This window comes from Kitasatospora sp. NPDC040550 (assembly GCF_055594965.1).
Genome location: NZ_JBVIWC010000001.1, coordinates 439,030 through 465,386, shown reverse-complemented (window position 1 = coordinate 465,386; position 26,357 = coordinate 439,030). Strand labels below are relative to the sequence as shown.

Sequence of the window (26,357 nt, the reverse complement as noted above, 5' to 3'; positions counted from 1 at the left end):
TCACGGTCTGCCTCCGACGGATGACGTGCTGAGTGGGGACTGGGCGGTCGGGCCACCGGGGACGGCCGGTGGCCCCGCCCGACCTGCGACGAGCGGTGATCTGTGCGGACCCGCGCGGACCGGTGAGGATCTGCGTGGACCTGCGCGGACCTGCGTGGACCTGCGTGGACCGGTGAGGGCCTACGCCGGGCCGCCGGGCCGGCGCATCGGCCGGAGGGCGGGCCGGGCCTTGCGGGCCGCGGGCAGCGCGTCGGCGAGCTCGCCGACCGTGGGGTGGTCGAAGAGGGTGCGGATCGTCATCTCGACGCCCAGGGCGGTGCGGATCCGGCTGACCAGTTTGGTGGCGAGGAGTGAGTGGCCGCCGAGGTCGAAGAAGTCGTCGTCGATGCTGACCGAGGCCAGCCCGAGCACCTGGGCGAACTGCTCGCACAGGCTCCGCTCCTGGGTGGTGCGGGGGGTTCGGCCTTCGGGGGTGCCGGTGTAGTCGGGGGCGGGCAGGGCGCGGCGGTCGACCTTGCCGTTGGGGGTGACGGGGAGGGCGTCGAGGACGAGGACGGCGGCCGGGAGCATGTAGCCGGGGAGGCGGTCGGTGACGAAGGTGCGCAGTTCGCCGGGGGTGGCGTCGCCGGTGACGTAGGCGACCAGGCGTTTGTCGCCGGGCTGGTCCTCGCGGACCAGGGCGAGGGCCTGGCGGACGGCGGGGTGGGCGGTGAGGGCGGCCTCGACCTCGCCGAGTTCGATCCGGAAGCCGCGGATCTTCACCTGGTCGTCGGCGCGGCCGAGGAACTCCAGCACGCCCTCGGCGGTGCGGCGGACGATGTCGCCGGTGCGGTACATGCGCTCGCCCTTGCCGCCGTACGGGCAGGCGACGAAGCGTTCGGCGGTGAGGGCCGGGCGGTCGAGGTAGCCGCGGGCCAGGCCGGCTCCGGCGACGTACAGCTCGCCGGGGACACCCACCGGGACGGGCTGGAGGCCGTCGTCCAGGACGTACGCCCGGGTGTTCGCCATCGGTCGGCCGATCGGCACCGTGTCCGGCACCGAATCGGCCGTGGGCAGAGGCAGTTGGGTCGCGCAGAGGGTGATCTCGGTCGGGCCGTAGAGCACCCGCACGCCGATCCCGGGGACGGCCGCCAGCACCCTGCGCACGGCGGGCGCGGAGACCACGTCCCCGCCGGTCAGCACCTCGCGCACCCCGGCGAAGACGCCCGGGTCCTCCTCGGCGATGACCCGGAACAGGCCGGCGGTGACGTGCACGTGGGTGAGCCCGTGCGCCCGGACCAGCGCGCCGATCGCGGCCGCGTCCAGGTCGCCCGCCGGGGCGACGACCACCTGGCCGCCGGAGAGCAGCGGCGCCCAGATCTCGTAGGTCGAGGCGTCGAAGGCGTGCGGGGCGTGGAACAGCACCCGCAGGCCGTCGGGGTGCTGCCAGCACGGGTCGGTGGCGAGCTGGACGACGTCCCGGTGGGTGACGGCGATGCCCTTGGGCGCTCCGGTGGAGCCGGAGGTGTGCATCACGTAGGCGAGCTGTTCCGGGTGGACGGCGGGGCGGTGGGAGCGGCGCCGCAGCGGGCCGTCGAAGCGCTCCGGGGTGAGCGTCAGGACGGGGCAGGGGGCGTCGGCGGCGAGCGGGTGGTCGCGGTGGGCCGCGTCGACCAGGACGAGCGCCGCCCCGGTCTCGGCGGTGATCCGCCGCAGCCGCTCGGCCGGGTGCCGGTCGTCCAGCGGGACATAGCTGCCGCCCGCCTTGAGGACGGCCAGCAGGGCGGTCAGCAGCTCGGCGGAGCGGTCCATCAGCAGGACCACCGGGGTGTCGGCGCGGACGCCCGCCTCGGCGAGCTCGGCGGCCAGGTGTTCGGCCCGGGCGTCGAGTTCGGCGTAGCTCAGCCGTCCGCCGTCGGTGACCACGGCGGGGGCGTCGGGGGTGGCGGCGGCCCGGGCCTCGAACAGCTCGGGCAGGGTCGCGTCCGGGACGGGTACGGCGGTGTCGTTCCAGCCGGTGAGCAGTTGTTCGCGCTCGGCCGGGCCGAGGACGTCGATGGTGCCGATCGGCGCGTCGGGGTCGGCCGTGACGGCGCGCAGCACCCGCAGCAGGCGCTCGGCGAGCGCGGTGGCGGTGGTGTGGTCGAAGAGGTCGGTCGCGTACTCGATCGCCACCGTCAGGCCGGCCTGCGGGCCCTGCTCGGTGAAGCGGAAGGACAGGTCGAACTTGGCGACGTCCAGCTCGAAGGGGTGCTCGGCGCAGGCCAGGTCGCCGAAGGCGGTCGGGACGGCCGCGCGGCTCTCCAGGGCGACGAGCGTCTGGAAGAGCGGGTGGCGGGCCGGGGTGCGGGTGGGGTTGAGCTGCTCGACCAGGCGCTCGAAGGGGATGTCCTGGTGGTCGAAGGCGTCCAGGTCGGTGCGGCGGACGCGGTCGAGGAGTTCGCGGAAGCCCGGGTTGCCGGAGGTGTCGGTGCGCAGCAGCAGGGTGTTGACGAAGAAGCCGACCAGGTCGTCGAGGGCGTCGTCGGTGCGTCCGGCGACGGGGGTGCCGAGCGGGAGGTCGGTGCCGGCGCCGAGGCGGGTGTAGAGGGTGGCGACGGCGGCTTGCAGGACCATGAACAGGCTGGCCTGTCGACCGGTGGCCAACTCGGCGAGCGCGGCGTGGAGTTCGGCGTCGACGACGGCCGTGGCCAGGCCGCCGCGGTGGGTCGGCACGGCCGGGCGCGGGCGGTCGTAGGGCAGCGCCAGCTCCTCCGGGGCGTCCGCCAGGGCCTGTTGCCAGTGGGCGAGTTGGGCGCTCAGCAGGGCGCTGGGCCGCTCCTGGTCGCCGAGCAGCTCGCGCTGCCAGAGGGCGTAGTCGGCGTACTGGACGGGCAGGGGCTGCCACTCGGGTGAGGTCTGGGCGTGACGGGCCCGGTAGGCGGTGGCGAGGTCGCGGAAGAGCGGGGCGACGGACCAGCCGTCGCCGGCGATGTGGTGCATCAGCACCAGCAGGACGTGCTCGTCGTGCGGCAGCGAGAACAGCGTGGCGCGGACGGGCAGGTCACGGGCAAGGTCGAAGACCTCCCGGCCGGCCTCGGCCAGGGCGGCGCGCAGAGCCTCCTCGGAGGCCACCGGCACCGCCCGCAGGGGGAGTTCGGGGGCGTCGGTGACCAGCTGGTGCGGCTGGCCGTCGGTGGTCGGGACGAGGGTGCGCAGCACCTCGTGCCGGGCCACCACGTCGCGCAGCGCCCGTTCCAGGGCGGGGCGGTCGACCGCGCCGGTGAGCCGGACCGCGACGGGGGTGTTGTAGAGGGCGCTCGGGCCCTCGAACTGCTCGATGAACCAGAGGCGTTGCTGGGCGGGGGAGAGCGGCACCAGGGCGGGCCTGGTCTGCGGGCGCAGCGCCGGACGGGCCGGGGTGTCGACGGTCGGCAGGGCGGCGGCCAGGGCGGCCACCGTCGGGCGGTCGAAGAGGGTGCGGATCGGCAGCTCCGCGCCCAGGGCGGTGCGGATCCGGCTGACCAGCTTGGTGGCGAGCAGGGAGTGGCCGCCGAGGGCGAAGAAGTCGTCGTCGATGCTCACCGAGGCCAACCCGAGCACCCCGGCGAAGAGTTCGCACAGCGCCCGCTCGGCCCCGGTGCGGGGGGCGCGGCCTTCGGGGGTGCCGGTGTAGTCGGGGGCGGGCAGGGCGCGGCGGTCGACCTTGCCGTTGGGGGTGACCGGCAGCGTGTCCAGGACGACGATCGCGGCCGGGAGCATGTAGCCGGGCAGGCGGTCGGTGACGAAGGCGCGCAGGTCCTCGGGGGTGGCCCCGCCGGTGACGTAGGCGACCAGGCGCTTGTCACCCGGCTGGTCCTCGCGGACCACGGCGACGACCTGGCCGACCGCCGGGTGGGCGGTGAACGCGCCCTCGACCTCGCCGAGTTCGATCCGGAAGCCGCGCAGCTTGATCTGGGCGTCCGCTCGACCGACGAACTCCAGTTCGCCCGTGGTGCTCCAGCGCACCAGGTCGCCGGTGCGGTACATCCGGCTTCCGGGTGTGCCGTACGGGTCGGCGACGAAGCGTTCGGCGGTGAGGCTCGGGCGGCCGATGTAGCCGCGGGCCAGCCCGGGTCCGGCGAGGTAGAGCTCGCCGGGGATGCCGACCGGGACGGGGCGCAGCCCGGCGTCGAGGACGTAGGCCCGGGTGTTGGGCAGCGGGCGGCCGATCGGGACGGTGCCCGGCACCTCGGCCGGGGTGGTCATGCGGTGGTGGGTGGCGAAGGTGGTGGTCTCGGTGGGGCCGTAGCCGTTCACCACCCGCAGCCCGGGGCAGTGCTCCAGCACCCGGCGCAGTGCGGCCGGCGAGACGATGTCCCCTCCCGTCCAGGCCTCGCGCAGCCCGGCGAAGGCCTGCGGAGCCTCGGCCGCCAGCACGTTGAACAGGCCGACCGTCATCCAGGCGGCGGTGACGCCGCCGTGCTGGATGGTGTCGGTGAGTTCGGTGACGCCGAGGCGTCCGGCGGGGGCGAGGACGAGGCGGGCGCCGGAGAGGAGCGGGGCCCAGAGTTCGTAGGTGGAGGCGTCGAAGGCGGTGGGTGAGTGGACCAGGACGCGGTCGTGGGCGCCGCCCGCGAAGGTGCCGCCGAGGGCGAGGTCGACGATCGAGCGGTGGGTGACGCCGATGCCCTTGGGGGTGCCGGTGGAGCCGGAGGTGTGCATCACATAGGCCAACTGGGCCGCCCGCCAGGGGAGATCGAGGTTGGCGGCGGTCTCCTCACCGACGGCGAGGGTGGTCAGCCCGGCCAGCGCGGGGTGGTCGCGGTCGGTGACGGCGATCCGGGCGCCCGCGTCGGCCAGCACGGCCGCGAGGCGCTCCCGTGGTTGGGCGTCGTCCAGCGGGACGTAGCTGCCGCCGGCCTTGAGCACCGCCAGGACGGCCACCACCAGCGCGGGGGAGCGCTCCAGCAGCAGGGCGACCGGCGTCTCCGCCCGCACCCCGGCCGCGACCAGGCGCAGCGCCAAACCGTTGGCCCGGGCGTTGAGTTCGGCGTACGTCAGCTCGGTGGAACCCGCGACCAGCGCGATCGCCCCGGGCGTCGCGGCGGCCTGCGCCTCGAACAGCTCGGGGACGGTGCCCGAGGGCAGTTCCGCCACCGGTCCGTGCCGGCCGGTCAGCAGCTGCTCGCGCTCCGCCCCGGTCAACACCTCGACGGTGCCGAGGAGTTCGGCCGGGTCGGCGACGATCCGGTCGAGCAGGGCGAGGAAGCGGTCCAGCAGCGTACGGGCCTCGGCGGGGCCGAAGGCGTCCGGCTGGTGGTCCAGCCGCAGCTGGAGGCCGTCGCCCGGGGTGAGGGCGAGCAGCAGCGGGTAGTGCGCGCTGTCGACGTCCTCGACCAGGGTGACCCGGGTGGCGCCGCTCGGGTCGGCGGTGTCCAGGGCGGACGGGTCGGGGTAGTTGCCGTACACCGTGACGGTGTCGAACAGGCTGCCCAGCCCGGCGAGTTGCTGGATCTCGGTGAGGCTGAGGTGCTGGTGGTCCAGCAGCGCGGACTGCTCGTGCTGGAGGCGCAGCAGCAGCTGCCCCCAGGACTCGGCCGGGTCGAGGGTGATCCGCACCGGAACGGTGTTGATGAGCAGGCCCATCATCCGCTCGACGCCCGGCAGGTCGTGCGGCCGACCGGAGACGGTGGTGCCGAAGAGCACGTCGGTGCGGCCGGTGAGCCGGGCCAGCAGGACGCCCCAGGCGGCCTGGACGAGGGTGTTGAGGGTGACGCCGTAGCGGCGGGCGGTGCGGCCGAGCGCCTCGGTGGCGGCCGGGGTGAGACCGGTGTGCAGGCGCAGCGGCAGCCGGGGGGCGGCGGTGGTGCGGCCGGGGGCGAGCAGGGTGGGCTCGTCCACGCCCGCGAGGGCCCGGGCCCATGCGGTGCGGGCGGCGGCGCCGTCGCGCCGGGTGATCCAGCGCAGGTACTCCCGGTAGGGGGCGGCCGGGGGAAGCGGCTGCCGGAAGTAGAGGGCCCAGAGTTCCTCGGCGAACAGCGGGGTGGACCAGCCGTCCAGCAGGATGTGGTGGGCGGCGGCGATCAGCCGGTGCCGGCCGGGGGCGAGGGTGAGCAGGGTGTAGCGCAGCAGCGGCGGCCGGGCGAGGTCGAAGCGGCGGCCGTACTCGGCGGCGGCGATCCGGTCGGCCTCGGCCTCCGGGTCGGCGTGGCCCGTCAGGTCGAGGACGGTGAAGGGCAGTTCGGCCCGGTCCGGGACGGCCTGGACGGGCGGTCCGTCGGGGCGCTGGTGGAAGCCGGCCCGGAGGTTGGGCTGGCGCAGCAGCAGGGCCTCGGCGGCGGCGCGCAGCCGGTCGGCGTCGACCGGGCCGGTGAGGTCGAAGGTGCAGACCGAGGTGTAGACGTCGGCGCCGTCGGTGTCGTACGCGGCGTGGAAGGCCATGCCCTGTTGCAGCGGGGAGGTCGGCCAGACGTCCACCAGGCCTGCGGGGGCGTGGAGTTCGGCGAGCCGGTCGATCTCGTCCTGACCGAGGGCGACGAGCGGGAAGTCGGCGGGGGTGTGCCCGCCGGCGTCCGGCCGTTCGGCGTGCTCGGCGAGCGCGCGCAGGGCGGTGAACCAGGCCTCGGCGAGGGCCCGCACCCGCCCCTCGTGGAGCAGTTCGCCGGCCCAGGACCACTGGGCGACCAGCAGCGGGCCCTGCGGGGTGTCGACGGTGGTGGCGTCCAGGCCCAGCACCCGGCCGAGCGCGAGGTCGGGGGCGGCGCCCTCGGTCATCGCCTCGGCTCCGGCGAGCACGTCCTCGGCGCTGACGCCCTCGGGCTGGAAGCGGCCCAGGTAGTTGAACTCGACCTGGGGATCGGCGTGTTCGGCGAGCACCTCGGCGGTGGCCGGGTTGAGGTGGCGCAGCAGGCCGTAGCCGATGCCGTTGTCGGGGACGCCGCGCAGCTGCTCCTTCACCAGGCCGAGGGCCCGGCCGAGCGCCGGTCCGGCGTCGGTGACCTCGGCCCAGGTGAGCGGGCCGGGGGCGAGCCGGACGGGGTAGACGGAGGTGAACCAGCCGACGGTGCGGTGCAGGTCGACGCCCTCGACCACCTCCTCGCGGCCGTGCCCCTCGACGTTCACCAGCACGGCGCCGTCGGGGTCCGTCGAGTCGCCGCGCCAGTGGGTGAGGGCGAGGGCCAGCGCGGTCAGCAGGACGTCGTTGACCTGAGCGTGGTAGGCGGCGGTGACCTCGGTCAGCAGGGCTTGGGTGGTGTCGGCGGGGAGTACGACGCGCAGGGTGCCGCCGGTGGCGTAGGTGTCCTTCGCCGGGTCCAGCGGGCGCTCGCCGAGCAGTGGGTCCGGGGTGGCCAGTGCGGCTTGCCAGTACGGGAGTTCGGCGGCCCGGCGGTCGGTGCGGGCCTCGGCGGTGAGGCGCTGGGCCCAGCGCCGGAAGGAGGTGGGCACCGGCGGGAGCTCGGGCGTGCGGCCCGCGCGGGCGGCGGTGAGCGCGGCGAGCAGGTCCTCCTCGACGATCCGCCAGGTGACGCCGTCCACCACCAGGTGGTGGATCACCAGCAGCAGCCGGGCGGGCCGGTCCGGGCCGGTGTCGAAGCGGACGGCCTGGAGCATCCGGCCGTCCTCGGGGGAGAGCCGGTCGCGGGCGGCCTCGGTGGCGGCGCGCAGGGCGTCCGGGTCGGCCGGGCCGGTGGCGGTGCGCAGCACGCCCTCGGCGCGGACGGCGCCGGGGGCGGGGACGTGCAGCGTCCAGGGGCGTTCGGCGAGCGGGGAGGTGCGGGCGCGCAGCAGGTCGTGGCGGTCGAGCAGGGCCTGGAGGGCCGTGGTCAGGTCCCGGTGGCCGGTCCCGGCGGGGAGGGTGAGCAGGGTGGACTGGTAGAAGCTGCCGACGGCGCCCCGCTGCCGGGACAGCCAGTGCACGATCGGGGTGGGCGGCACCTCGCCGAGGCCGGCCCCGGCCGGTTCGGCGGCGACCGGGCCCTCCAGCGGGCGGGCGAGCAGGGCCAGCGCCTCGACGCTGGGCGCCTCGAAGACGGCGCGGGGGGTGAGCCGGAGTCCGGCCCGCCGGGCCCGGGAGACCAGCTGGATGGCGACGATGGAGTCGCCGCCGAGCTCGAAGAAGGAGTCGGCGACCCCGACCCGGGGCAGCCCCAGCACCTCGGCGAAGAGCCGGGCGAGGGTGTGCTCCACCTCGCCGGCCGGGGCCCGGCCGCCCTCCTCGGCGGCGCCGAGCGCCGGCGCGGGCAGGGCGCGCTTGTCCACCTTGCCGTTGGGCGTCAGCGGCATCCGGTCCAGCACCACGACGACGGGCACCATGTGGTCGGGCAGCTGCCCGGCGCAGTGGGCGCGCAGCTCGGCCGGGTCGGCGGTGCCGACGGTGTAGCCGACCAGCCGTCGCTCGCCCGGGCGGTCCTCGCGGACCACCACCACCGCCTGCCGGACCCCGGGGTGGGCGGAGAGGGTCTGCTCGATCTCGCCGAGCTCGACCCGGAAGCCGCGGATCTTCACCTGGTCGTCGGCCCGGCCGAGGAAGTCCAGCTGGCCGTCCGGGCGGAGGGTGCCGAGGTCGCCGGTGCGGTACATCCGCTCGCCGGGGGCGCCGAACGGGCAGGCGACGAAGCGGTCGGCGGTCAGGCCGGGGCGGCCCAGGTAGCCGCGGGCCAGGTGCGGGCCGGAGACGTACAGTTCGCCGACGGTGCCCGGCGCGACCGGGCGCAGCCGCTCGTCCAGCAGGTGGATCCGTACGTCCTGGCAGGGGTGGCCGATCGGGGGCTGCTCGGTGCCGGTGAGCGGCTCGCTCATGGTGACGATGACGGTGGTCTCGGTCGGCCCGTAGCTGTTGAGCATCAGCCGGTCCCGGCCGAGCCGGGCGGCCAGTTCGCGCGGGATGGCCTCGCCGCCGCCGATCAGGGTGCGCAGGGTCGGCAGCGGGGCGTCCGGCAGGGTGGCGGCCATCGCGGTGGCGACGTCGGCGTGGGTGACGCCGTACCGGTCGATCAGCTCGGCCAGTGCCTCGCCGACCAGCTGGCTCTGCTCGCCGGGGAGGACGAGCGCGGCGCCGGTGGTGAGCGCCACGGCCAGGTCGGAGACGGAGACGTCGAAGCTGAGCGAGGCGGCCTGGAGCACCCGGCTGCCGGGGCCGAGGCCGGTGACGGCGACCTGGGTGCCGACCATGCTGGGCAGCCCGGTGTGGGTGACGGCCACGCCCTTGGGCAGGCCGGTGGAGCCGGAGGTGTAGATGACGTACGCGGTGTGGTCGGCGCTCAGCGGCCGGACCCGCTCGGCGGTGGTGAACGGGGTGCCGGGCCGGTCGGCCAGGTCGGCGAGGTGCCCGGGGGAGTCGAGCAGCAGCCGGGGGGCGCCGGTGTCGGGCAGCCGCTCGGCGGTGCCGGCGGTGGTGAGCACCAGTGCGGCGCGGGAGTCGGTGAGCATGTGGCGCAGCCGCTCGGCGGGGTAGGCCGGGTCGGCGGGCAGCCAGGCGGCGCCGGTCTTGGCCACGGCCAGGATCGCGGCGACCGCCTCGGGGGACTTGGGCAGGGCGAGCGCGACCACGTCCTCGGTGCCCAGGCCGCGGGCGGCGAGCACCCGGGCCAACCGGTTGGCGCGGGCGTCCAGTTCGGCGTACGTGAGGGTGGTGGACCCGGCGTACAGCGCGGGGGCGTCCGGGGTACGGGCGACCTGGGCGTCGACCAGGGCACTGAGGGTCGGGCGCGGGTCGGGAGCGGCCGGGGCCGGGTCGGCCAGCCGGGTGGCCAGGCCGGCCGGGGTCGGGGCGTCCAGCAGCAGCGGCAGCGGCACCCGGAACCCGAGCTCGGTGCGCACCCGGGCCAGCAGCCGTACGGCGGCGGGCCGGTCGCCGCCCAGCTCGAAGAAGCCCGCCGCGGGGTCGACCGACTCCCGGCCGAGCACCTCCGCGAACAGTCGACAGAGCGCCTCGGCCGGTCCCGGCCGCGGGTCGGTTCTGTGCGTCTGCTGGTCCCCGGACATCTGCTTCTCTCTCCCTCGTTGCTGCGTGACCCGCGGGCGGTCGGCCCGGTCGGCGTGGTGGGCCGGTGGCCGTACGGCGGACAGTCGGTGACGGACCGCCGGTGACGGACCGCCGGTGACGGCCGCTCAGTGGACGGGCCGGTCAGTGGGCGGCCGCTCAGTGGCCGGTCAGTGGCCGCTCAGGTGGGCGACCAGGCTCTTCGGCCGCAGGTCCTGCCAGTTCTGCTCCACGTACTCGACGCACTCCGGCCGGCGGGCCGCGCCGAAGACCTGGTGCCAGCCGTCGGGCACCGGGCTGAACACCGGCCACAGCGAGTGCTGGCCCTCGTCGTTGGCCAGGACGAGGTAGTCGGCCTCGGGGTCGTCGAACGGGTTCGCCATCGTCGGTTTCCTCTCTGTTCGGAGAATTGCGAGGAGGGGGGAATTTCCTCGGCGCGCGGTGAACGGCTCATGTCGGTCGGCGGTTCACCGAGTTCGCCCCAGTGCGTTCACGGGCCCCAGCCGGAGTCGTCCCCGTGCACGGCCGAGGGACCTGCGGCAACGGTGGACTGGTACGGTGCGGCATGGATCTGGAGGCCGATCCCGGCGACCAGCAGAACGGCGAGAATCCCGAGCATCTTGTGAATGCGAACGGCAAGATTCGTCATGGCGAATTCCTCTTCCTGAGGCGGGCGGTGTGTGCGCTCCTCGCTGTGAATGAATCCTGCCGAGGCCCAAACTGGCGTGGAAGCTCTGGCCGTTATCGGGATCACGCAATGCGGGAACCGGAAGCGTGAACAGACTGTGTCAAAATCGGGCAGAACTGATGCAATGAGCACCTGGGTCTGTCAGATCAGTGGTGGGAGGGCGGGCGCACGAAGGCCCGGCCCGTGGCCGGAACCCACCCCGGAGGTCGGGCGTGCGGGGTCGGGGAGGTCGGGAGCGCCCACGGCAGCTCGCTGCCGGTCTTACAGAGACCATCTCAACTACTGCTCAATACAAGGGAGTTGGGCGTCAGAGCCGAGCGCCCCGGCGCAACTCCGCGCGGACGGCCGGCCAGTCCCCGGTCCACGGCCGGCGGGCCCCGGCCGGCGACTCCAGGGCGAGGGTCGCCAGGTAGACGCGCTTGAGCGCGGCCCGCTCGTCCCGCACCCGCCCCGCGGCCTGCTCGATCCGGCGCAGCCGGGCGTGTAGCCGCTCCAGCGCACCCCCGCCCGCCAGCAGCCGCCGCGCCTCCGGACCGAACCGGAACCCCGGGGCGAGCAGCGGCCACGCCGCCCGCCAGACCCGGAACACCTCGCGGTGGCCCGGACCCCACTCCCGCTCGGCCCGGCCCAGCCGCTCCAGCGCCGCCGCCTCGGTGGGCGCGGTACAGATCTCGTGCAGCACCCGGGCCAGCCCGCCCCAGTCCTCGCCCGGCGCGTGCCGCAGCGCGGCGTGCAGCAGGTGCGCCACCGAGGTGTGCACCACGGTGCGCGGCCACCGCGCGGCCGCCGCCTCGGCCAGCCCCGCACCGGCGGCGCCGACCAGCACCCAGATCTCGCGCACCCCGCGCTCGGCCAGCCCGGCCAGCACCTGCGGCCACTGCTCGCCGTCCGCGGCCGGCCACAGGCCCAGCACCTCGCGCAGCCCGTCCGTGGAGATCCCCAGCGCCAGGTGCACCAGCGGGCCGCCCGAACGCCCGCTGCGCACCGAGTCGACGAAGACCACCGGGTACACCGGGTCCAGCGGGCGCCCGCGCCGGTCGGCGAGCTCCTCGAGCACCTGGTCGGTGATCACCGAGACGGTCTCCCGGCTGATCTCCACCCCGTACACCTCGGCCAGGTGCGCCACCAGCTCGCCCGAACTGAGGCCACGTGCGGTGAGCGAGACCACCAGCCGGTCCAGCCCGGGCAGCCGGCGGGCCCGGGGGCGGACCGTACGGGGGGCGAAGCTGCCCTCCCGGTCCCGGGGGACCCGCACCTCGACCGGCCCGATCTCGGTCAGCAACCGCCTGGCCCGGGCGCCGTTCGGGCCGTTGGGGCCGCGGTGGCCGGCCGGCCCGCCGGAGCCGCCCGGGCCGCCGGCCGCCCCCGTGGGGTTGTTGGTGCCCGGGCCGCGCAGGTGCTCCTGGAACTCCAGCTCCAACGCGCGCTCGATCAACTGCTTGGCCAGCGCCTGGAGCAGGCCGCCGTCGCCGAGCAACTGCACCGAGCCCGCGCCGACCTGGGCCGCGGCCGCCTCGGCGAGCTGCCGCACCAGCCGCTGGTCCACCAGGCCGGCAGGGTTCACCAGGCCGGCAGGGTCCACCAGGGCGGCCGGATCCACCAGCCCGGTCGGGTCCACCGGGCCGGGCCGCTCCATCGGCGGGGGCGGGTCGGGATCAGCTCGCAACAAGGGGGTGCCCTCCGTCCGTCCGTCGGCCGGGCCGGTCCACCGGCCCTTCGCTCCGGCCGCCCTGACGGGGCGACGCGCGCCATGCGGCGGCCATCCGCCCGTTACCGTGGCCGGGTACGGTCGTCCTCGCCGTCACCACCGTCGGACGCCGTTGCCGGGCATGCCCGGTTTCGCCGTCAACCGCTGATTTCCGCGCCTTTAGGGCGTACACTCGCGGCTGTCGTGGCCCGGGGGGGATGCGTCCGCACGGCAGGTGAGCACCATCCTGCCCTTCCGGACGTCTGGCTGTTGCCGGTGCGGGCATTCGTGAAAGCGCAATGCCGAAGCCGGAAGGATGCCCAGATGTGCCTATCCCAGGACACCAGCGCGGAAAAGGGGACACCCCAACTGTGTGACCGGGGGGTCGAGTTCTACCGGCTCGCACTCGCCGAGGGCGGCGCCAGCGCCGGACAGGCCCCGGAATGCCTGCTCAGCATGGGCCTGCTGCGCACCCTGCCCGGCGCCGGGCACCGGCTCGCCGCCGTCCCGCCCGACCTCGCGGTCACCGGCCTGACCCGGCCGCTCGAACTCGCCGTGCTGGCCCACCAGGAGCAGCTCGCCGAACTGCGCACCGCCTTCACCGCCGCCGAGCACGCGTACCGCGACGTGATGAGACAGGCCCAGCTCCCGATCCGCCTGCTGGCCGGCGAGGAGATCAACCCGGCGCTGGAGAAGGCCGTCGCCGCCTGCACCGAGGAACTGCGCACCGCGCAGCCCGGCGGCGGCCGCGGCGCCGACCACCTCGCCGCCGCCCTCCCGCGCGACCTCGCCCTCGCCGAACGCGGCGTCCGCCAGCGCACGCTGTACCAGCACACCGTCCGCTCGCACGGCCCGACCCTCGCCTACATCGAGCAGGTCTCCGCCCGTGGCGCCCAGGTGCGGACCCTCAACGAGGTCTTCGACCGGATCATCATCTGCGACCGCTCCACCGCCTTCATCCCGGCCGGCGCCCAGCGCGAGGCCGCCGCGGTGCTCATCCAGTTCCCGCCCCTGGTCGAGTACCTGCTCAAGATCTACGAGTTGATGTGGGAGCGCGCCGAGCCCGTCACCTACCTGGAGGGCCACCACCGCCCCCAGCTGCTCACCGACCGCACCCGCCGCAACGTCCTGCGGCTGATGGTCAACGGGTTCACCGACGAGGCGATCGCCACCCGCCTCGGGATGAGCACCCGTACGGTCTCCAGTCACATCCAGAAGGCCAGCGAGCTCCTCGGCAGCCGCAGCCGGGGCCACCTCGGCTACATCATCGCGCGCGAAGGCGTCCTGGACGAGCCGCTCGACGACCTGACGTCGGCCCCGGTGACAGCTTCCCGGGTGACAGCTCCCGGGTGACAGCTCCCGGGTGGGACGGGCCGGGCGGGAACCCCACCAGGAGGCTTCGGGCAGCGCAGCCTCGCGGACGGGCCCCGGCGACGGGCCCGTCCGGCCCCGGGGAAATCCGCTCGCCTCCACCTCGCTCCGTGGGCGAAGCTGCTCGGATGCAGCGAGCGAACAGCCGGACCGTGACCGTCGACCTCACCCACGGAGGCGCCTACTACGGGCAGTTGGGCCCCTTCGAGACGGACCTCGGCTGGTGGTCCGCGGTGGACGGCGTGGTCGCCCGGGCCACCGAACTGGCCGGCGTGCCGGTGCTGGTGACCAGATTGCTCGACGGCCACAGCGCGGACCCGGGCCACGGCGGCCGGGTCCGCTACCACGCCGAGGCGCTCCGGGCACCCGCCACCCTGACACCCCGCCCGCCGGACGCCGGGACGGCCGCCCTGCTGGCCCCCGCCGCCCGGCGGGCCGCCTGGGCCACCCCGGACGGGCTGCGCGCGGCGCTCGGCTGGGCGCGGGAACGGCTCGCCGACCTCGGCCGGCCGACCGGGCCGGCGCGGCAGATCCGGACCTGGAACCTGTCCGGCCTCTTCCGCTTCCCTTCCCCCGTCGGGGCCGACGCCTGGTTGAAGACCACCGGCCCGGAGTTCAACGCCGCCGAGGGAGAGGTGATCGCGCTGCTCGGCGGCGTCGACCCCACCCTCGTCCCGCCGGTGCTCGCCGCCGACCCGGCCGCCGGCCGACTGCTGCTCGACCACGTCCCCGGCGAGGACTGCTGGAGCCCGGGCGAGGCGACCGTCGCCGACGTCGTCCCGCGCTTCGTCGCCGCCCAGGCCGCACTGGCCCGGCGGCCCACGGCCCTGGCCGGGCTGCGCGACCGCACGCCCGCCACCCTGCACGCCCAGCTGACGGCGCTGCTGGACCGGCTCCCCGCGGAGACCGACCTGACCGCGTCCGAACGCGACCGGCTGCGCCGGTTCGCTGCCGAACTGCCCGCGCTGCTGGACGAACTGGCCGCCTGCGGCCTCCCGGAGACGCTGCTGCACGGCGACTTCCACCCCGGCAACTGGCGCACCGGCGACGCCTGCCCGGTCGTGGTCGACTACGCCGACGCCTGCCTCGGCCACCCGGCCCTGGACGGGCTGCGCCCCCGCGCCTACCTCACCCCGGCGGCCTGGCGCCACCACGCCGAGGTCTGGACGGCGGCCTGGCGCGCACACGCCCCGGGCTCGGACCCGCACCGCGCCCTCGAACTCGCCGCTCCGCTCCACCACGTGTTCTACGCGCTGCGCTACCAGGAGTTCCTGGACCACATCGAGCCCAGCGAACGCCCGTACCACGAGGGCGACCCGGCCGCCGAACTGCGCGCCGCCCTGGCCGCCACGTCCTGACCGTTCTCCCCGTGCTGACCGTCCGGCCCGGTGGCGCCTGCTGCCGCAGTCTCAGCAGGCGCCACCGGGATCACGGGTCACGGGGCTACGCGGCCACCCGGTCCGGCGCGTCACTCGGGCGGTTCGATCCGGTGGCCGCCGCGGGCCGAGAGCAGGGTGAGCGCCTCGACCGGACAGAACTCCACCGCCTCGGTCAGCCCGTCCGTCAACTCCGCTCCGCCGTCGGCGTACCCGGCCACCGGCCGGGCCTGCCCGTCGGAGTCGAGGGCCAGCGACTCGGGGGCGCTCAGGGCGCACATCCCGGAGCCGATGCAGCGGTCCCGGTCGACCCGGACCAGCACGGGTTCGGCCGGCGCGGCGTCGGCGGGCCCGGTCGGGCCCGTCACCAGGTGACCCGCAGCGTGTTGGGGCTGCGGGTGAGCAGCCCGCGCCGCCAGTCGATGTCCTGGGCCGTGTCGGCCATCCGCAGCGCGGGCAGCCGGCGGGCCAGCCGGTGCAGGGCGAGTTCCAGTTCCATCCGGGCCAGCCAGGCGCCCAGGCAGTGGTGCGGTCCGGCGCCGAAGGTGAGCATCGGTGCGGCCAGCGGGGAGAACAGCTCGGTGCGCAGGTCCCCGGTGAAGACCTCCGGGTCCTGGTTGGCGGCGCCGGTGTCGGCGGCGACGACGCTGCCGGCCGGGATGACCACCCCGCCGATCTCGACGTCCTCCACCGTGCGGCGCAGCAGCCCGGGCATGTGCTCGGCGGCGTCGCCGAGCGGTACGGCGCGCAGGATCTGCTCGGTCGCGGCGGCGGCGCTGGCCTCGTCGGAGGCGAGCCGCTGCCAGGCGTCCCGGCCGTCCTGGAGCAGGTAGACCAGGGCGTTGCCGAGGCTGGTCATGGTGGTCTCGTGACCGGCCACCACGAGTCCGATGACCAGGGCGATCAGCTGCCCCTCGGTGATCGAGCCGTCCTCGGCGGCGGCCGCCAGCAGGCTGCTGACCAGGTCCTCGCCGGGTTCCGCGCGGCGCTCGGCGATCACCTCGGCGCCGAAGCCCGCGAACTCGGTCATCGCGGTGGCGATCGCCTCGGCGCTGTAGGCGGTGGTGGAGAGCGCGTGGTCGCTCCAGTGGGCGAGCCGCTTGCTGTCGAGGTTGTCCAGGCCCATCAGCCGGCTGATCACCAGGACCGGCAGCGGCCGGGTGTAGGTGGCGACGATGTCGGCGGGCGAGCCGTGGTCGATCAGTTCGTCGATCAGCGACTCGATCACCGAGGCGACCCAGGGCTTCCAGCGGGCGATCGCGCGCGGGGTGAAGGCCCGTTGCACGGTGCGGCGCAGCCGCTGGTGCTCGGTGCCGTCGATGTTCAGCATGCTCTGCGGGTCGTCCAGGATGTTGGGCGTGACCATGAGCGGTGGGGCGTCCGGCGCGTAGAGCGGCGCGCGGCCGAGCCGCGGGTCGGTGAGCACCTGCCGGACGTCGGCGTGCCGGCTGACCAGCCAGACCGGCGTGCCGGTGGGCAGCGCCGTGAGCCGGGGCGGACCGGGCTCCAGGTGGCGCAGGCAGTGCATCGGGGGGAGCGGGGCGGTGCCGGTGCCGGCACCGGTCGCACTGTTCTCGGTGGACATCCGTACTCCAGACTCCAGGGCAGGGACCGCGCGGGGCGGCCCGACGGGGGGTGGATCCGGGGTTCGTGCGGGGACGGGCGGTTCGGCCGGGGCGGCTCGACTCGGGGCCGGCGGTGCGGTGGGACGTGGTGGGACCGGGCACGCTGCCCGCGCGGGGGCGCGGGCCCGTGCGCGGGATGGCGCGGGATGGCGCGAAACGTGCGGGGGCGTACGGTCGGTACGCGCCCGGCACGAGCGGCGCGCGGTGGCGTGCCGTCAGGTGGGGCGGGTGTGCTGAGCGTGGTCGCGTGGACCGTCTCTGCTACGACCGTACGTGGACGGCGGGGTGCCCGTCTGCGGCACTTCCAGCCAACGGCGGCGCTTTCCGGGCAGTTCGTGGCACGTTGACGGGCGCTCGGCGCCGCCCGCGCGCCCCTGGTCGGGGGCCGCGCCGGGGCCGCGCGGGGGCGAGCGCCGGTTGGGCCCGGCAGGACTGCCGGGCATGCCGGTGGCACGTGCGCCCGGCCGGGCGGGCGCTACCCTTCGTAGGCACTCCTTCGGAAGTGCTTCTAGAGTTCTCCCGCAGTCGTTTGTCGCAGGTCACGCCGGTGCGTAGCCGTACCGGCCGACGGAGGTGGAAATCGGATGGCCCAGCAGGTCAAGGCAGTCATCGCGCGCGCCAAGGGCGCACCCGTGGAGGTGACCACGATCGTGGTGCCGGATCCGGGTCCGGGCGAGGCGGTGGTGCGGATCCAGGCGTGCGGCGTCTGTCACACCGACCTCCACTACCGCGAGGGCGGCATCAACGACGAGTTCCCGTTCCTGCTCGGCCACGAGGCCGCGGGCGTCGTGGAGTCGGTGGGCGAGGGCGTCACCGAGGTCGAGCCGGGCGACTTCGTCGTCCTCAACTGGCGTGCGGTGTGCGGCCAGTGCCGGGCCTGCAAGCGTGGGCGCCCGCAGTACTGCTTCGCCACCCACAACGCGAAGCAGAAGATGACGCTGCTGGACGGCACCGAGCTGTCCCCGGCGCTGGGCATCGGCGCCTTCGCCGAGAAGACCCTGGTCGCGGCCGGCCAGTGCACCAAGGTCGACCCGGCCGCCGACCCGGCCGTCGCGGGCCTGCTGGGCTGCGGCGTGATGGCGGGCCTCGGTGCCGCGATCAACACCGGCAACGTCGGCCGCGGCGACACCGTCGCCGTGATCGGCTGCGGCGGCGTCGGCGGGGCGGCCGTGATGGGCTCCCGGCTGGCCGGCGCGGCGAGGATCATCGCGGTGGACATCGACGACCGCAAGCTGGAGAAGGCCCGCTCCCTGGGCGCCACCCACACCGTCAACTCCCGCACCACCGACCCGGTCGAGGCGATCCGCGAGCTGACCGGCGGCAACGGCGCCGACGTCGTGGTGGAGGCCGTCGGCCGCCCCGAGACGTACAAGCAGGCCTTCTACGCCCGCGACCTCGCGGGCACCGTCGTCCTGGTCGGCGTGCCGACCCCGGAGATGACCCTGGAACTGCCGCTGCTGGACGTCTTCGGCCGCGGCGGCGCGCTCAAGTCCTCCTGGTACGGCGACTGCCTGCCCTCCCGGGACTTCCCGATGCTGATCGACCTCCACCTCCAGGGCCGCCTGGACCTGGACGCCTTCGTCACCGAGCGGATCGGGCTCGACGAGGTGGAGCAGGCCTTCGAGCGCATGCACCACGGCGACGTCCTCCGCTCGGTGGTGATCCTGTGACCGCCCGGGTGGACCACCTGGTCACCGCCGGGACCTTCGAACTCGACGGCGGCAGCTGGGAGGTGGAGAACAACGTCTGGATCGTCGGTGACGACGAGGAGGCGGTGGTGATCGACGCCGCGCACGACGCCGCGGCCATCGAGGCCGCCCTCGGCGGCCGCCGGCTGCTGGCGATCGTCTCCACCCACGCCCACAACGACCACGTCGACGCCGCCCCGGAGCTGGCCGCACGCACCGGCGCGCCGATCCTGCTGCACCCGGACGACCTCCCGCTGTGGAAGCTCACCCACCCCGAGCGGCTCCCGGACGGCGAACTCGCCGACGGGCAGCGGATCGAGGTGGCCGGCACCGAGCTGACCGTGCTGCACACCCCGGGCCACGCGCCCGGCGCGGTCTGCCTCCACGCCCCCGGCCTCGGCACCGTGTTCACCGGCGACACCCTTTTCCACGGCGGCCCGGGCGCGACCGGACGCTCCTTCTCGGACTTCCCGACCATCATCGAGTCCATCCGCGAGCGGCTGCTGTCGCTCCCGGCCGACACGGTGGTGCGCACCGGCCACGGCGACCCGACCACCATCGGCGCCGAGGCCCCGGCCCTGCCGGAGTGGATCGCCCGCGGCCACTGAGGCCCCGGCCGCAGGCCACCCACCGTCCGGCCCCCGGGGAGTACGCCGCCCCGGGGGCCGTACGATCGCGATCATGGCCCATGACCCGCGTGACCTCGACGACGCCTTCCTCGCCTTCTGGCGCGAGCGGCACATCTCCACCCTCACCACCACCCGGCCCGACGGCACGCCGCACGTGGTGCCGGTCGGCGTGACCTTCGACCCGGAGACCGGCACCGCCCGGGTGATCACCAGCCGCACCAGCCGCAAGGCCCGCAACGTGGCGGCGGCCGGCCCCGAGGGCCTGCGCGTCGCGGTCTGCCAGGTGGACCGGGCCCGCTGGTCCACCCTGGAGGGCGTCGCGGTGCTGCGCGACTCGGCCGAGCAGGTCGCCGACGCCGAGCGCCGCTACGCCGAGCGCTACCGCCCGCCCCGCGAGAACCCCGACCGGGTCGTCATCGAGATCACCGTCACCGCCGTGCTCGGCCGCGCCTGACCCCACCCCTCCCGCGCCCCGCCCGTGCGCCGCGCCGGACCGGTCCCGCGTCCGACGGCCGGGCGACGTCCGTGCCGGCGGAGCCGTCATCGGCCGGTGATCCGCCCCGCCGCGTACTCCACGTACCGGGGCGGAACGGTACGGCGGACCGTCCCGCCCCGCCGCCGTCCGTCACCGCGACCGCAGTTCGAGGACCAGCTCGCGCGGCAGGCCGTGGGTGTCGTGGAGGTAGCGCAGGTCGTCCTCGCCGAGCGGGCCGCGGTAGCGGGGGCGGGAGAGCAGCCGGCGGCCGCGCTCCAGCAGGCGGTCGAAGCGCTGCTCCTCGTCGAGCAGCACCCGGCGCACCGACTCCGGGTCCACGTCCTGGCCGAAGCGGTCCAGGGTGTGCCGCACCAGCTCCTGCGGCAGGTCCCCGAGCCCGCGCTGCGGGTCGTCGCGGCGCAGGACGGTGAGGACCCGGCGGACCAGGCGGCGCAGCACGTAGCCGCGGCCGGTGGTGCCGGGGCGGACGCCGTCGCCGATCACCACGACGGACGAGCGCAGGTGGTCGCAGACCAGGCGCAGCGACGGCTCGTCCAGCTGCCACAGCGGCGGCAGCAGGCGGCGCCAGGGGTCGAAGACGTCGCACTCGAAGACCGAGGAGCGGCCCTGGAGCAGCGAGGAGAGCCGCTCCAGGCCGAGCCCGGTGTCCACGTTGCGTTGGGGGAGCGGCACCAGCGAGCCGTCGTCGAGCCGGCGGTGACGCATCATCACGTGGTTCCACACCTCCACCCAGCGGTCGTCCTCGGTCGGGGTCGACCGCGGCGGGGTGTCGCCGGTCCAGAGGAAGATCTCCGAGTCGGGGCCGCAGGGGCCGGTCGGCCCGTTGGACCACCAGTTGTCCTCGACGGTCAGCTCGACCGGGACCCCGCGGTCCTGCCAGAGCTCCAGCGAGCCGGTGTCCGGCCCGACCCGGTCGTCCCCGCCGAAGACGGTGACGTGGAGCCGGCCCGGGTCGATGCCGAGGCCGTCGGTGAGCAGTCCGTAGCCCCAGTCGAGGCTCTGCGGGCCCTCGTAGTCGCCGAGCGACCAACTGCCCAGCATCTCGAAGACGGTGAGGTGGGTGCGGTCGCCGACCTCGTCCAGGTCGGTGGTGCGCAGGCACCGCTGCCGGTTGACCAGCCGCCTTCCGAGCGGATGCGGACGGCCCTCCAGGTACGGGGTGAGGGGGTGCATGCCGGAGGTGGTGAACAGCACCGGGTCGCCGGGCGGGGGCAGCAGGGTGGAGCCGGTGATCCGGCGGTGGCCGCGGTCCTCGAAGTACTCGGTGAAGACGCGGACGAGCTGGTCGGTGTTCATGGCGGTGGCTCCTTCTCGGGGGAGGGAGGCGCCGGAGAACGAGCCGCGCGATCATCGGGACCGGGGGAGCGAACGCCCCGGGAACACCACCGGCGGACCGTTTCCGGTCGCCGGGGGAGGGGGGTACGTCAGGCGGCGGCAACCGGCGAGCTGGCGGCTCGCGCGGCTGCGCCGGTGCTTCGGTCCATGACGTCCATGCCCCCGAGGGTAACGCCCCGGCCCCACCGGGGACCACCGGTTTCCGGGCCGCCGTCCTACCCTGGACGGCATGGACGCGCTCGCGACGACTCCCGGCGGTACGGCGGCCGATGCGGCCGGCCTGGCGGCGCTGGTGCGGCTGCTGGCCGGGCGCGGGGCGGTGGTGCTCAGCGGGGCCGGCCTGTCGACCGAGTCCGGGATCCCGGACTACCGGGGCGAGACGGGCAGCCGGCGGCGCGCGGCGCCGATGACCTTCCAGGAGTTCACCGGGAGCGCGGCGGCCCGGCAGCGGTACTGGGCGCGCAGCCACGTCGGCTGGCGGGCGATCGCGGGGGCCGAGCCGAACGCCGGGCACCGGGCGGTGGAGCAACTGCGGCGGTCCGGGCACGTGTCGGCGGTGATCACCCAGAACGTGGACGGCCTGCACCGCGCGGCCGGCACCCGGGCGGCGGTGGAACTGCACGGCGGGCTGCACCGGGTGGTCTGCCTGGACTGCCGCCGGACCAGCCCGCGCAGCGAGCTGGACCGCCGGCTGGAGGCGCTGAACGGCGGTTTCCGGGACGGCCCGGCCCGGGTGAACCCGGACGGCGACGCCGAGTTGGCGCCGGAGTCGGTGGCCGCCTTCCGGGTCGCCCCGTGCGCGGTGTGCGGGGGAGTGCTCAAGCCGGACGTGGTCTTCTTCGGCGAGAGCGTGCCCCGGCCGAGGGTCGAGCGCTGCTTCGAACTCGTCGACGCGGCCCAGGGGTTGCTGGTGCTGGGCTCCTCGCTCACGGTCATGTCGGGGCTGCGCTTCGTGCGCCGGGCGGCCCGCGCGGGCACGCCGGTGGTGATCGTCAACCAGGGCGCGACCCGCGGGGACGAGCTGGCGGTGGCCCGGGTCGGCCTGCCGTTGGGCGCGGTGCTGACCGAGGCCGCCCGGCGGGTCCGGGTCGCGTGACGGGCGTCAGGACGACCCGACGAAGGCGTGCAGCGCGGCCTTGAGGGCGTCGACGAAGCGGTCCCGGACGGCCGGGCCGACCAGGTCGAGCGACAGGTAGGGGTTGAGGTCCTCCAGCTCGACCAGGAGCAGCTCCCCCTCCGGGGTGCGGCAGGCGTCGACCCGCTGGATGCCGTGCTCGATGCTGTTCCAGGCGATGAAGCGCCGGGCGAACTCCAGGTCGGCGGCGGTGGGTTCGTACGGTTCGAGGTGCCAGCGCCGCTCCGGGTCGGGGGCGTGCAGGGCGTACTGGAAGGCGTCGTCGACGAAGTAGAACGAGACCTCGTAGCGGAACGGCACCAGCGGCTGGATCAGGACGTCCCGGGCCTGCGCGACGGTGTCGAGCCGCTCGCGGGGGACGATCCGCAGGCCGATGGAGTCGGCGCCGAGCTTCGGCTTGACGACGTACTCGGGCACCTCGGGCAGCCGGTCGAGGTCCGCGACCCGGTCGACGGTGGGGATGACGGGGTGCCCGGTGGCGGTGAGGTGGAGCAGGTACTCCTTGCCGGCCTGGTCGGCGCTCCCGGTGAGCTGGTTGTAGACGCGGGTGCCGCGGTCGAGTGCCCGTTCCCGGAAGCGCTCGTACGCGGCGCGGTGGTTGAGCACCGGACCGCTGTTGCGGACCAGGACCAGGTCGAAGCGGTCCAGCAGCGCGGCCGCGTCGAGCGGGTGGCAGAGGGCGAGGTCGAAGTCCTCGCGCAGCCGGGTGGAGAGCTGGATGTCCTCGTCGCAGTACCGGCGCCCCCGGGCCTGGTAGGCGAGGTCGGTGACGAGCAGGACGCGGGGCTTGGCGGCGGTCATGACTCTCCTGATGATCATTCGATCCGTTCACCCTAACGCCGACGGGTCGGACGGATCCGCTGCGGGTTCGTAGTAATGCGCTTGCATCGGTTCCCGGGGCGCGGTGTGATGGACCCGCGATGCGATGCAAGCGCATCGGAACGAATCGGAGGGGAAACACGATGAGTGCCGCACCGACCACCACCGCCCCGTGGCAACGGGGCGCGACCGAACTGGGCGCCGCCGTCGCCCGTGGCGAGCTCACGGCGGCCGAGGTGGTGGAGAGCCACCTGGAGCGCATCGCGGCCGTGAACCCGGCCGTCAACGCCGTCACCCAGCTGCTGGCGGACACCGCCCGCGAGGCCGCCCGGGAGACCGACCGGCGCCGCGCGGCCGGCGAGCCGCTCGGCCCGCTGGCCGGGGTGCCGTTCACCGTGAAGGAGAACATCCGCGTCGCGGGCCGGGCGACCACCCACGGCGTGCCCAGGTTCCGCGACCACGTCGCCGCGACCGACGCCCCGCCGGTGCGCCGCCTGCGCGCCGCGGGCGCCATCCCGATCGGCCACGCCAACATGTCCGACCTGTCGATCTCCTCCGACGCCGAGAGCCAGCTCTACGGCCGGACCTACAACCCGTGGGACAGAGGCAGGAGCCCGGGCGGCACCAGCGGCGGCGACGGGGTGGCCGTCGCGGTCGGCATGGCGGCGCTCGGCCTCGGCAACGACTCCGGCGGCTCGGTCCGACTGCCCGCCGCGTTCAACGGGGTCGCCGGGCTCAAGCCCAGCTACGGCCGCTTCGCCGCCGACCACCGCATCCTCGGCCAGGAGCCGATGCTGGCCTCCCAACTCGTCCCGGTCGACGGCCCGTTCGCCCGCTCGGTCGCCGACCTGCGGGCCGCCTTCGAGGTGCTGGCGGGCGCCGACCCGGAGGACCCGAGGACCGTCCCGGCCCCCCTCCGCGGGCCCCGCCCCACCCGCCCGATCACCGTCGGCGTCGTGGTCGACCCGGCCGGCATCGGCGTCCATCCCGAGATCGGCGCCGCCGCCGTCGAGGCCGCCGAGGCCCTGGCCGAGGCCGGCTACGCGGTCGAGGAGGTCAGGATCCCCCGGCTGTTCGAGGCCCTGGAGTGCTACGGCAAGCTGATCATGACCGAGTTCGGCCTGAACTGGTCCCGGATCCGCCAGCTGCTCACCGAGAAGGGCGCCCGCAACCTCGACCTGTTCCTGGAACGCACCCCGCACACCGACCTCGGCGAGTTCCTCCGGCAGACCGGCGTCCGGCTCGGCCTGCAGCGCGATTGGGCCGCGCTGCTGGAGACCCACCCGCTGCTCCTCACGCCCACCTGCCCGCACCCCGTCCCCGGGGTCGACGTGTTCTCCGAGGACACCGACGCCGAGGGCCACGCCCGGCTGACGCTGCCCAGGGCCGTGTGCGCGGTGACCTCGCTGATCGGGGTGCCCGCGGTGAACGTGCCCAGCGGGTTCGCGGACGGGCTGCCGCAGAGCCTCCAGCTGATCGGCCGGATGTACCGCGAGGACCAGTGCCTGGACGCCGCCGAGGTGCTCGAACGCCGCTTCGGCACGCTGACGCCGATCGACCCGCGGCAGTAGCGCGCGGGTCGATCGGCCGGGCCGTCACGGCGGCGGGGTGCGTGGTGGGGGTGTGCGTGGTGGGGGTGTGCGCGGACCCGGGGCCGGCCGGGGGGTACGGGGGTCCCCCCGGTCGTCCGGGTCCCGCGCGGGCGCCTCCGCCACCGGGATGCGCGGCAGCGCGTACGGGTGCCGGTCGCGCAGGTAGCCGATCAGGTGCTCGCGGAGCCGGCAGCGCAGTTCGAAGGCGTCGCCGCCGTCCGCCGCCGTGGCCAGCACCCGGACCACGATGGTGGTCGGCGTGGTGTCGACCACCTGGAGGGCGCTGCCCCGGCCGTCCCAGAGCTCGCACTTGGCCAGGTAGTCCTCGAACTCCTCGCGCAGCAGCCCGATCGGGGCGTGGTGGTCGAGGTGGAGCAGCGCGGTGCCGGTGATCCGGCTGGAGCGGCGGGACCAGTTCTCGAACGGCCGCCCGACGAAGTACGACATCGGCATCATCAGCCGCCGCTGGTCCCAGGTCTCGATCACCACCGCGGTCAGGGTGATCTCCTCGACCGTCCCCCACTCGCCGGCCACCACCACGACGTCGCCGATCCGGGCCAGGTCGCCGAAGGCCAGCTGCACCCCGGCGAAGACGTTGGCGAGGGTGCTCTGGGCGGCCACGCCCGCCACCACGCCGACCAGCCCGGCGGAGGCCAGCAGGCTGGTGCCGACGCCGCGCACCGCCGGGAAGGTCATCAGCACCGCGCCCAGGGTCACCACGGCGACCACCGCCTGGCAGATCCGGCCGAGTAGGACGGCCTGGGTCCGGGCGCGGCCCGCCCAGGCCGGCTCGCGGCGGTGCACGGCGAGCCGGGCGGCGCCCTCCGCCAGGATCGCCACCAGCCGGCCGCACAGCCAGCCGCCGGAGGTGATCGCCAGGATCACCGCCAGGTGCCGCAGCCCCTCGCGGGCGGCGGGCGGGGCGGCGATCCACGGCAGCGCGGCGGAGAGCAGCAGACAGGCCGTCAGCGCCAGCACCGGGTGCCGGCACCGGCGCAGCACCTCCGGCACGTCACCGGCACCCCGGGGGGCCGACAGCCGCCGGGCCGCGAACCGGACGGCCCGGTCCAGGCCGTAGGTGAGGAGGGCGGCCGCGACGCCGACGACGGCCAGGCGGAGCAGGCTCCACCACATGTCCGGCTCTCCTTTCCGCTGCTGGCGAGCGAGTTGGGGGCAGGGGCCCCGGGGGTGGGCCGGTTCAGTCGGGCGGCTCGACCGGGTGGGGCCGGCCCGGCTGCGGGGCGGCCGGTTCGGGGGCCGGCCGGTGCACCGGCCGCGGGGCCGGCGGGGGGACGGGCGAGCCGGGCGGGGGCGGCGGGTCGGGCAGCAGCGGCCTGGGCGGCTGCGCCGGGGGCTCGGGGGCGGGCGGGGGCTGGCCGGGGCGGGCGGGGGCGGTGGTCATGGACGGGTGCTCCTCTCGGTGCGGTGCCGTACTGCCCGGCGGGTTCGCCGGGCGCGGCGTGTTCGGTGCACTCGGCGCGGGTGGCGGGCCGGTGGTGCGGTCACAGGTGGCCGGCCGGTGGTTCAGGCGGCCAGTAAGTCGTGCAGGCCGCGGTCCCAGTCGATCCGCTCGTGCTCCCGCCCCGGCGGGACGAGCCGTACGGTCCGGGCCAGGAACCCGGCGACCGCCGTCGCGGGGGCCGCGAGCAGGGCGACGCCCTCGGCGCCGGCCAGCGCGATCAGGACCTGGGTGTCGTCGAACGGCGTGACGTGGACGTCGCCCTCGCCGGCGGGCGCGTGCAGCCCGGCGAGCAGCAGGTCGCGGGAGAGCGACCAGACCGCGTTCGCCTGGTAGGAGGTGAAGTCCAGCTCGGCCGCGTGGGGTTCGTCGTCCCGGTAGGACCAGTCGACGTCCAGGTCCCGGCTGCGGTCGTCGCCGGTCATCAGTCGCATGGTGATCCGGGTGGTGAGACGTTCCATGGAGGGTTCCCCTTTCCCGGGTGTCCGGACGGGGGAGCCCGTAGGCCGCCCCCGTCCGTCGTCGCTGACTGTCG

At 75.3% G+C, this 26,357-nt stretch carries 18 protein-coding genes; 7 read left to right on the top strand and 11 right to left on the bottom strand.

What is annotated here, in order from left to right:
- Positions 1 to 180: 180 nt before the first annotated feature.
- From ACZ58X_RS02135 to ACZ58X_RS02120, 4 genes are all read right to left on the bottom strand, one after another.
- A complete protein-coding gene (locus tag ACZ58X_RS02135; protein WP_470331739.1) occupies positions 181 to 9,924 on the bottom strand; it encodes an amino acid adenylation domain-containing protein in 9,744 nt (3,247 codons plus the stop codon).
- A gap of 168 nt (positions 9,925 to 10,092) precedes the next feature.
- Complete coding sequence (locus ACZ58X_RS02130) at positions 10,093 to 10,305, bottom strand: MbtH family protein (protein ID WP_375891657.1); 213 nt, start codon at positions 10,303 to 10,305, stop codon at positions 10,093 to 10,095.
- Between the two features lie 107 nt (positions 10,306 to 10,412).
- The gene (locus ACZ58X_RS02125; protein ID WP_380405231.1) at positions 10,413 to 10,571 is read right to left on the bottom strand and encodes a hypothetical protein; all 159 of its coding nucleotides are present in this window, start codon (positions 10,569 to 10,571) and stop codon (positions 10,413 to 10,415) included.
- A gap of 346 nt (positions 10,572 to 10,917) precedes the next feature.
- Positions 10,918 to 12,279 carry an IS256 family transposase gene (locus tag ACZ58X_RS02120; protein WP_470331738.1) on the bottom strand — a complete coding sequence of 454 codons (1,362 nt, stop codon included), beginning with the start codon at positions 12,277 to 12,279 and terminating at the stop codon, positions 10,918 to 10,920.
- Positions 12,280 to 12,621: 342 nt separating this feature from the next.
- Between ACZ58X_RS02120 and ACZ58X_RS02115 the strand changes: the two genes are divergently transcribed.
- Positions 12,622 to 13,650, top strand: coding sequence for a helix-turn-helix transcriptional regulator (locus ACZ58X_RS02115; RefSeq protein ID WP_470331737.1), 1,029 nt, complete (start codon positions 12,622 to 12,624; stop codon positions 13,648 to 13,650).
- Positions 13,651 to 13,796: 146 nt separating this feature from the next.
- Positions 13,797 to 15,026: a phosphotransferase family protein gene (locus ACZ58X_RS02110; RefSeq protein WP_470331736.1), complete on the top strand. Its 1,230-nt coding sequence runs from the start codon at positions 13,797 to 13,799 to the stop codon at positions 15,024 to 15,026.
- 110 nt (positions 15,027 to 15,136) lie between these two features.
- Here ACZ58X_RS02110 and ACZ58X_RS02105 read toward each other — a convergent pair whose 3' ends face one another.
- The gene (locus tag ACZ58X_RS02105; RefSeq protein ID WP_470331735.1) at positions 15,137 to 15,412 is read right to left on the bottom strand and encodes a ferredoxin; all 276 of its coding nucleotides are present in this window, start codon (positions 15,410 to 15,412) and stop codon (positions 15,137 to 15,139) included.
- The gene (locus tag ACZ58X_RS02100) at positions 15,409 to 16,629 is read right to left on the bottom strand and encodes a cytochrome P450 (protein WP_470331734.1); all 1,221 of its coding nucleotides are present in this window, start codon (positions 16,627 to 16,629) and stop codon (positions 15,409 to 15,411) included. The genes ACZ58X_RS02105 and ACZ58X_RS02100 overlap by 4 nt, the downstream gene beginning before the upstream one ends.
- A gap of 624 nt (positions 16,630 to 17,253) precedes the next feature.
- Here ACZ58X_RS02100 and ACZ58X_RS02095 point away from each other — a divergent pair.
- The 3 genes from ACZ58X_RS02095 to ACZ58X_RS02085 all read left to right on the top strand — a co-directional run bounded on the left by ACZ58X_RS02095 (position 17,254) and on the right by ACZ58X_RS02085 (position 19,440).
- A complete protein-coding gene (locus tag ACZ58X_RS02095) occupies positions 17,254 to 18,339 on the top strand; it encodes an S-(hydroxymethyl)mycothiol dehydrogenase (protein WP_470331733.1) in 1,086 nt (361 codons plus the stop codon).
- Positions 18,336 to 18,965 (top strand): MBL fold metallo-hydrolase, encoded by a 630-nt coding sequence (locus ACZ58X_RS02090; protein WP_470331732.1) that lies wholly within the window; start codon positions 18,336 to 18,338, stop codon positions 18,963 to 18,965. The genes ACZ58X_RS02095 and ACZ58X_RS02090 overlap by 4 nt, the downstream gene beginning before the upstream one ends.
- Positions 18,966 to 19,038: 73 nt before the next feature.
- On the top strand, positions 19,039 to 19,440 hold the full coding sequence (locus ACZ58X_RS02085; RefSeq protein ID WP_470331731.1) for a pyridoxamine 5'-phosphate oxidase family protein: 402 nt from the start codon (positions 19,039 to 19,041) through the stop codon (positions 19,438 to 19,440).
- A gap of 171 nt (positions 19,441 to 19,611) precedes the next feature.
- Here ACZ58X_RS02085 and ACZ58X_RS02080 read toward each other — a convergent pair whose 3' ends face one another.
- A complete protein-coding gene (locus ACZ58X_RS02080) occupies positions 19,612 to 20,778 on the bottom strand; it encodes an alanine--tRNA ligase-related protein (RefSeq protein ID WP_470331730.1) in 1,167 nt (388 codons plus the stop codon).
- A 268-nt stretch (positions 20,779 to 21,046) separates the two neighbouring features.
- On the opposite strand from ACZ58X_RS02080, the gene ACZ58X_RS02075 reads away from it, so the two are divergent.
- Positions 21,047 to 21,913, top strand: coding sequence for an NAD-dependent protein deacetylase (locus ACZ58X_RS02075; RefSeq protein WP_470331729.1), 867 nt, complete (start codon positions 21,047 to 21,049; stop codon positions 21,911 to 21,913).
- A gap of 6 nt (positions 21,914 to 21,919) precedes the next feature.
- Here ACZ58X_RS02075 and ACZ58X_RS02070 read toward each other — a convergent pair whose 3' ends face one another.
- Complete coding sequence (locus ACZ58X_RS02070; protein WP_470331728.1) at positions 21,920 to 22,753, bottom strand: ATP-grasp domain-containing protein; 834 nt, start codon at positions 22,751 to 22,753, stop codon at positions 21,920 to 21,922.
- A gap of 161 nt (positions 22,754 to 22,914) precedes the next feature.
- On the opposite strand from ACZ58X_RS02070, the gene ACZ58X_RS02065 reads away from it, so the two are divergent.
- Positions 22,915 to 24,342 (top strand): amidase, encoded by a 1,428-nt coding sequence (locus tag ACZ58X_RS02065; protein ID WP_470331727.1) that lies wholly within the window; start codon positions 22,915 to 22,917, stop codon positions 24,340 to 24,342.
- Positions 24,343 to 24,366: 24 nt separating this feature from the next.
- Here ACZ58X_RS02065 and ACZ58X_RS02060 read toward each other — a convergent pair whose 3' ends face one another.
- The 3 genes from ACZ58X_RS02060 to ACZ58X_RS02050 all read right to left on the bottom strand — a co-directional run bounded on the left by ACZ58X_RS02060 (position 24,367) and on the right by ACZ58X_RS02050 (position 26,283).
- Complete coding sequence (locus tag ACZ58X_RS02060; RefSeq protein WP_470331726.1) at positions 24,367 to 25,497, bottom strand: mechanosensitive ion channel family protein; 1,131 nt, start codon at positions 25,495 to 25,497, stop codon at positions 24,367 to 24,369.
- A 64-nt stretch (positions 25,498 to 25,561) separates the two neighbouring features.
- Positions 25,562 to 25,765 carry a hypothetical protein gene (locus ACZ58X_RS02055; RefSeq protein WP_470331725.1) on the bottom strand — a complete coding sequence of 68 codons (204 nt, stop codon included), beginning with the start codon at positions 25,763 to 25,765 and terminating at the stop codon, positions 25,562 to 25,564.
- Positions 25,766 to 25,887: 122 nt separating this feature from the next.
- Positions 25,888 to 26,283 (bottom strand): SsgA family sporulation/cell division regulator, encoded by a 396-nt coding sequence (locus ACZ58X_RS02050; RefSeq protein WP_470331724.1) that lies wholly within the window; start codon positions 26,281 to 26,283, stop codon positions 25,888 to 25,890.
- Between the last annotated feature and the right edge of the window lie 74 nt (positions 26,284 to 26,357).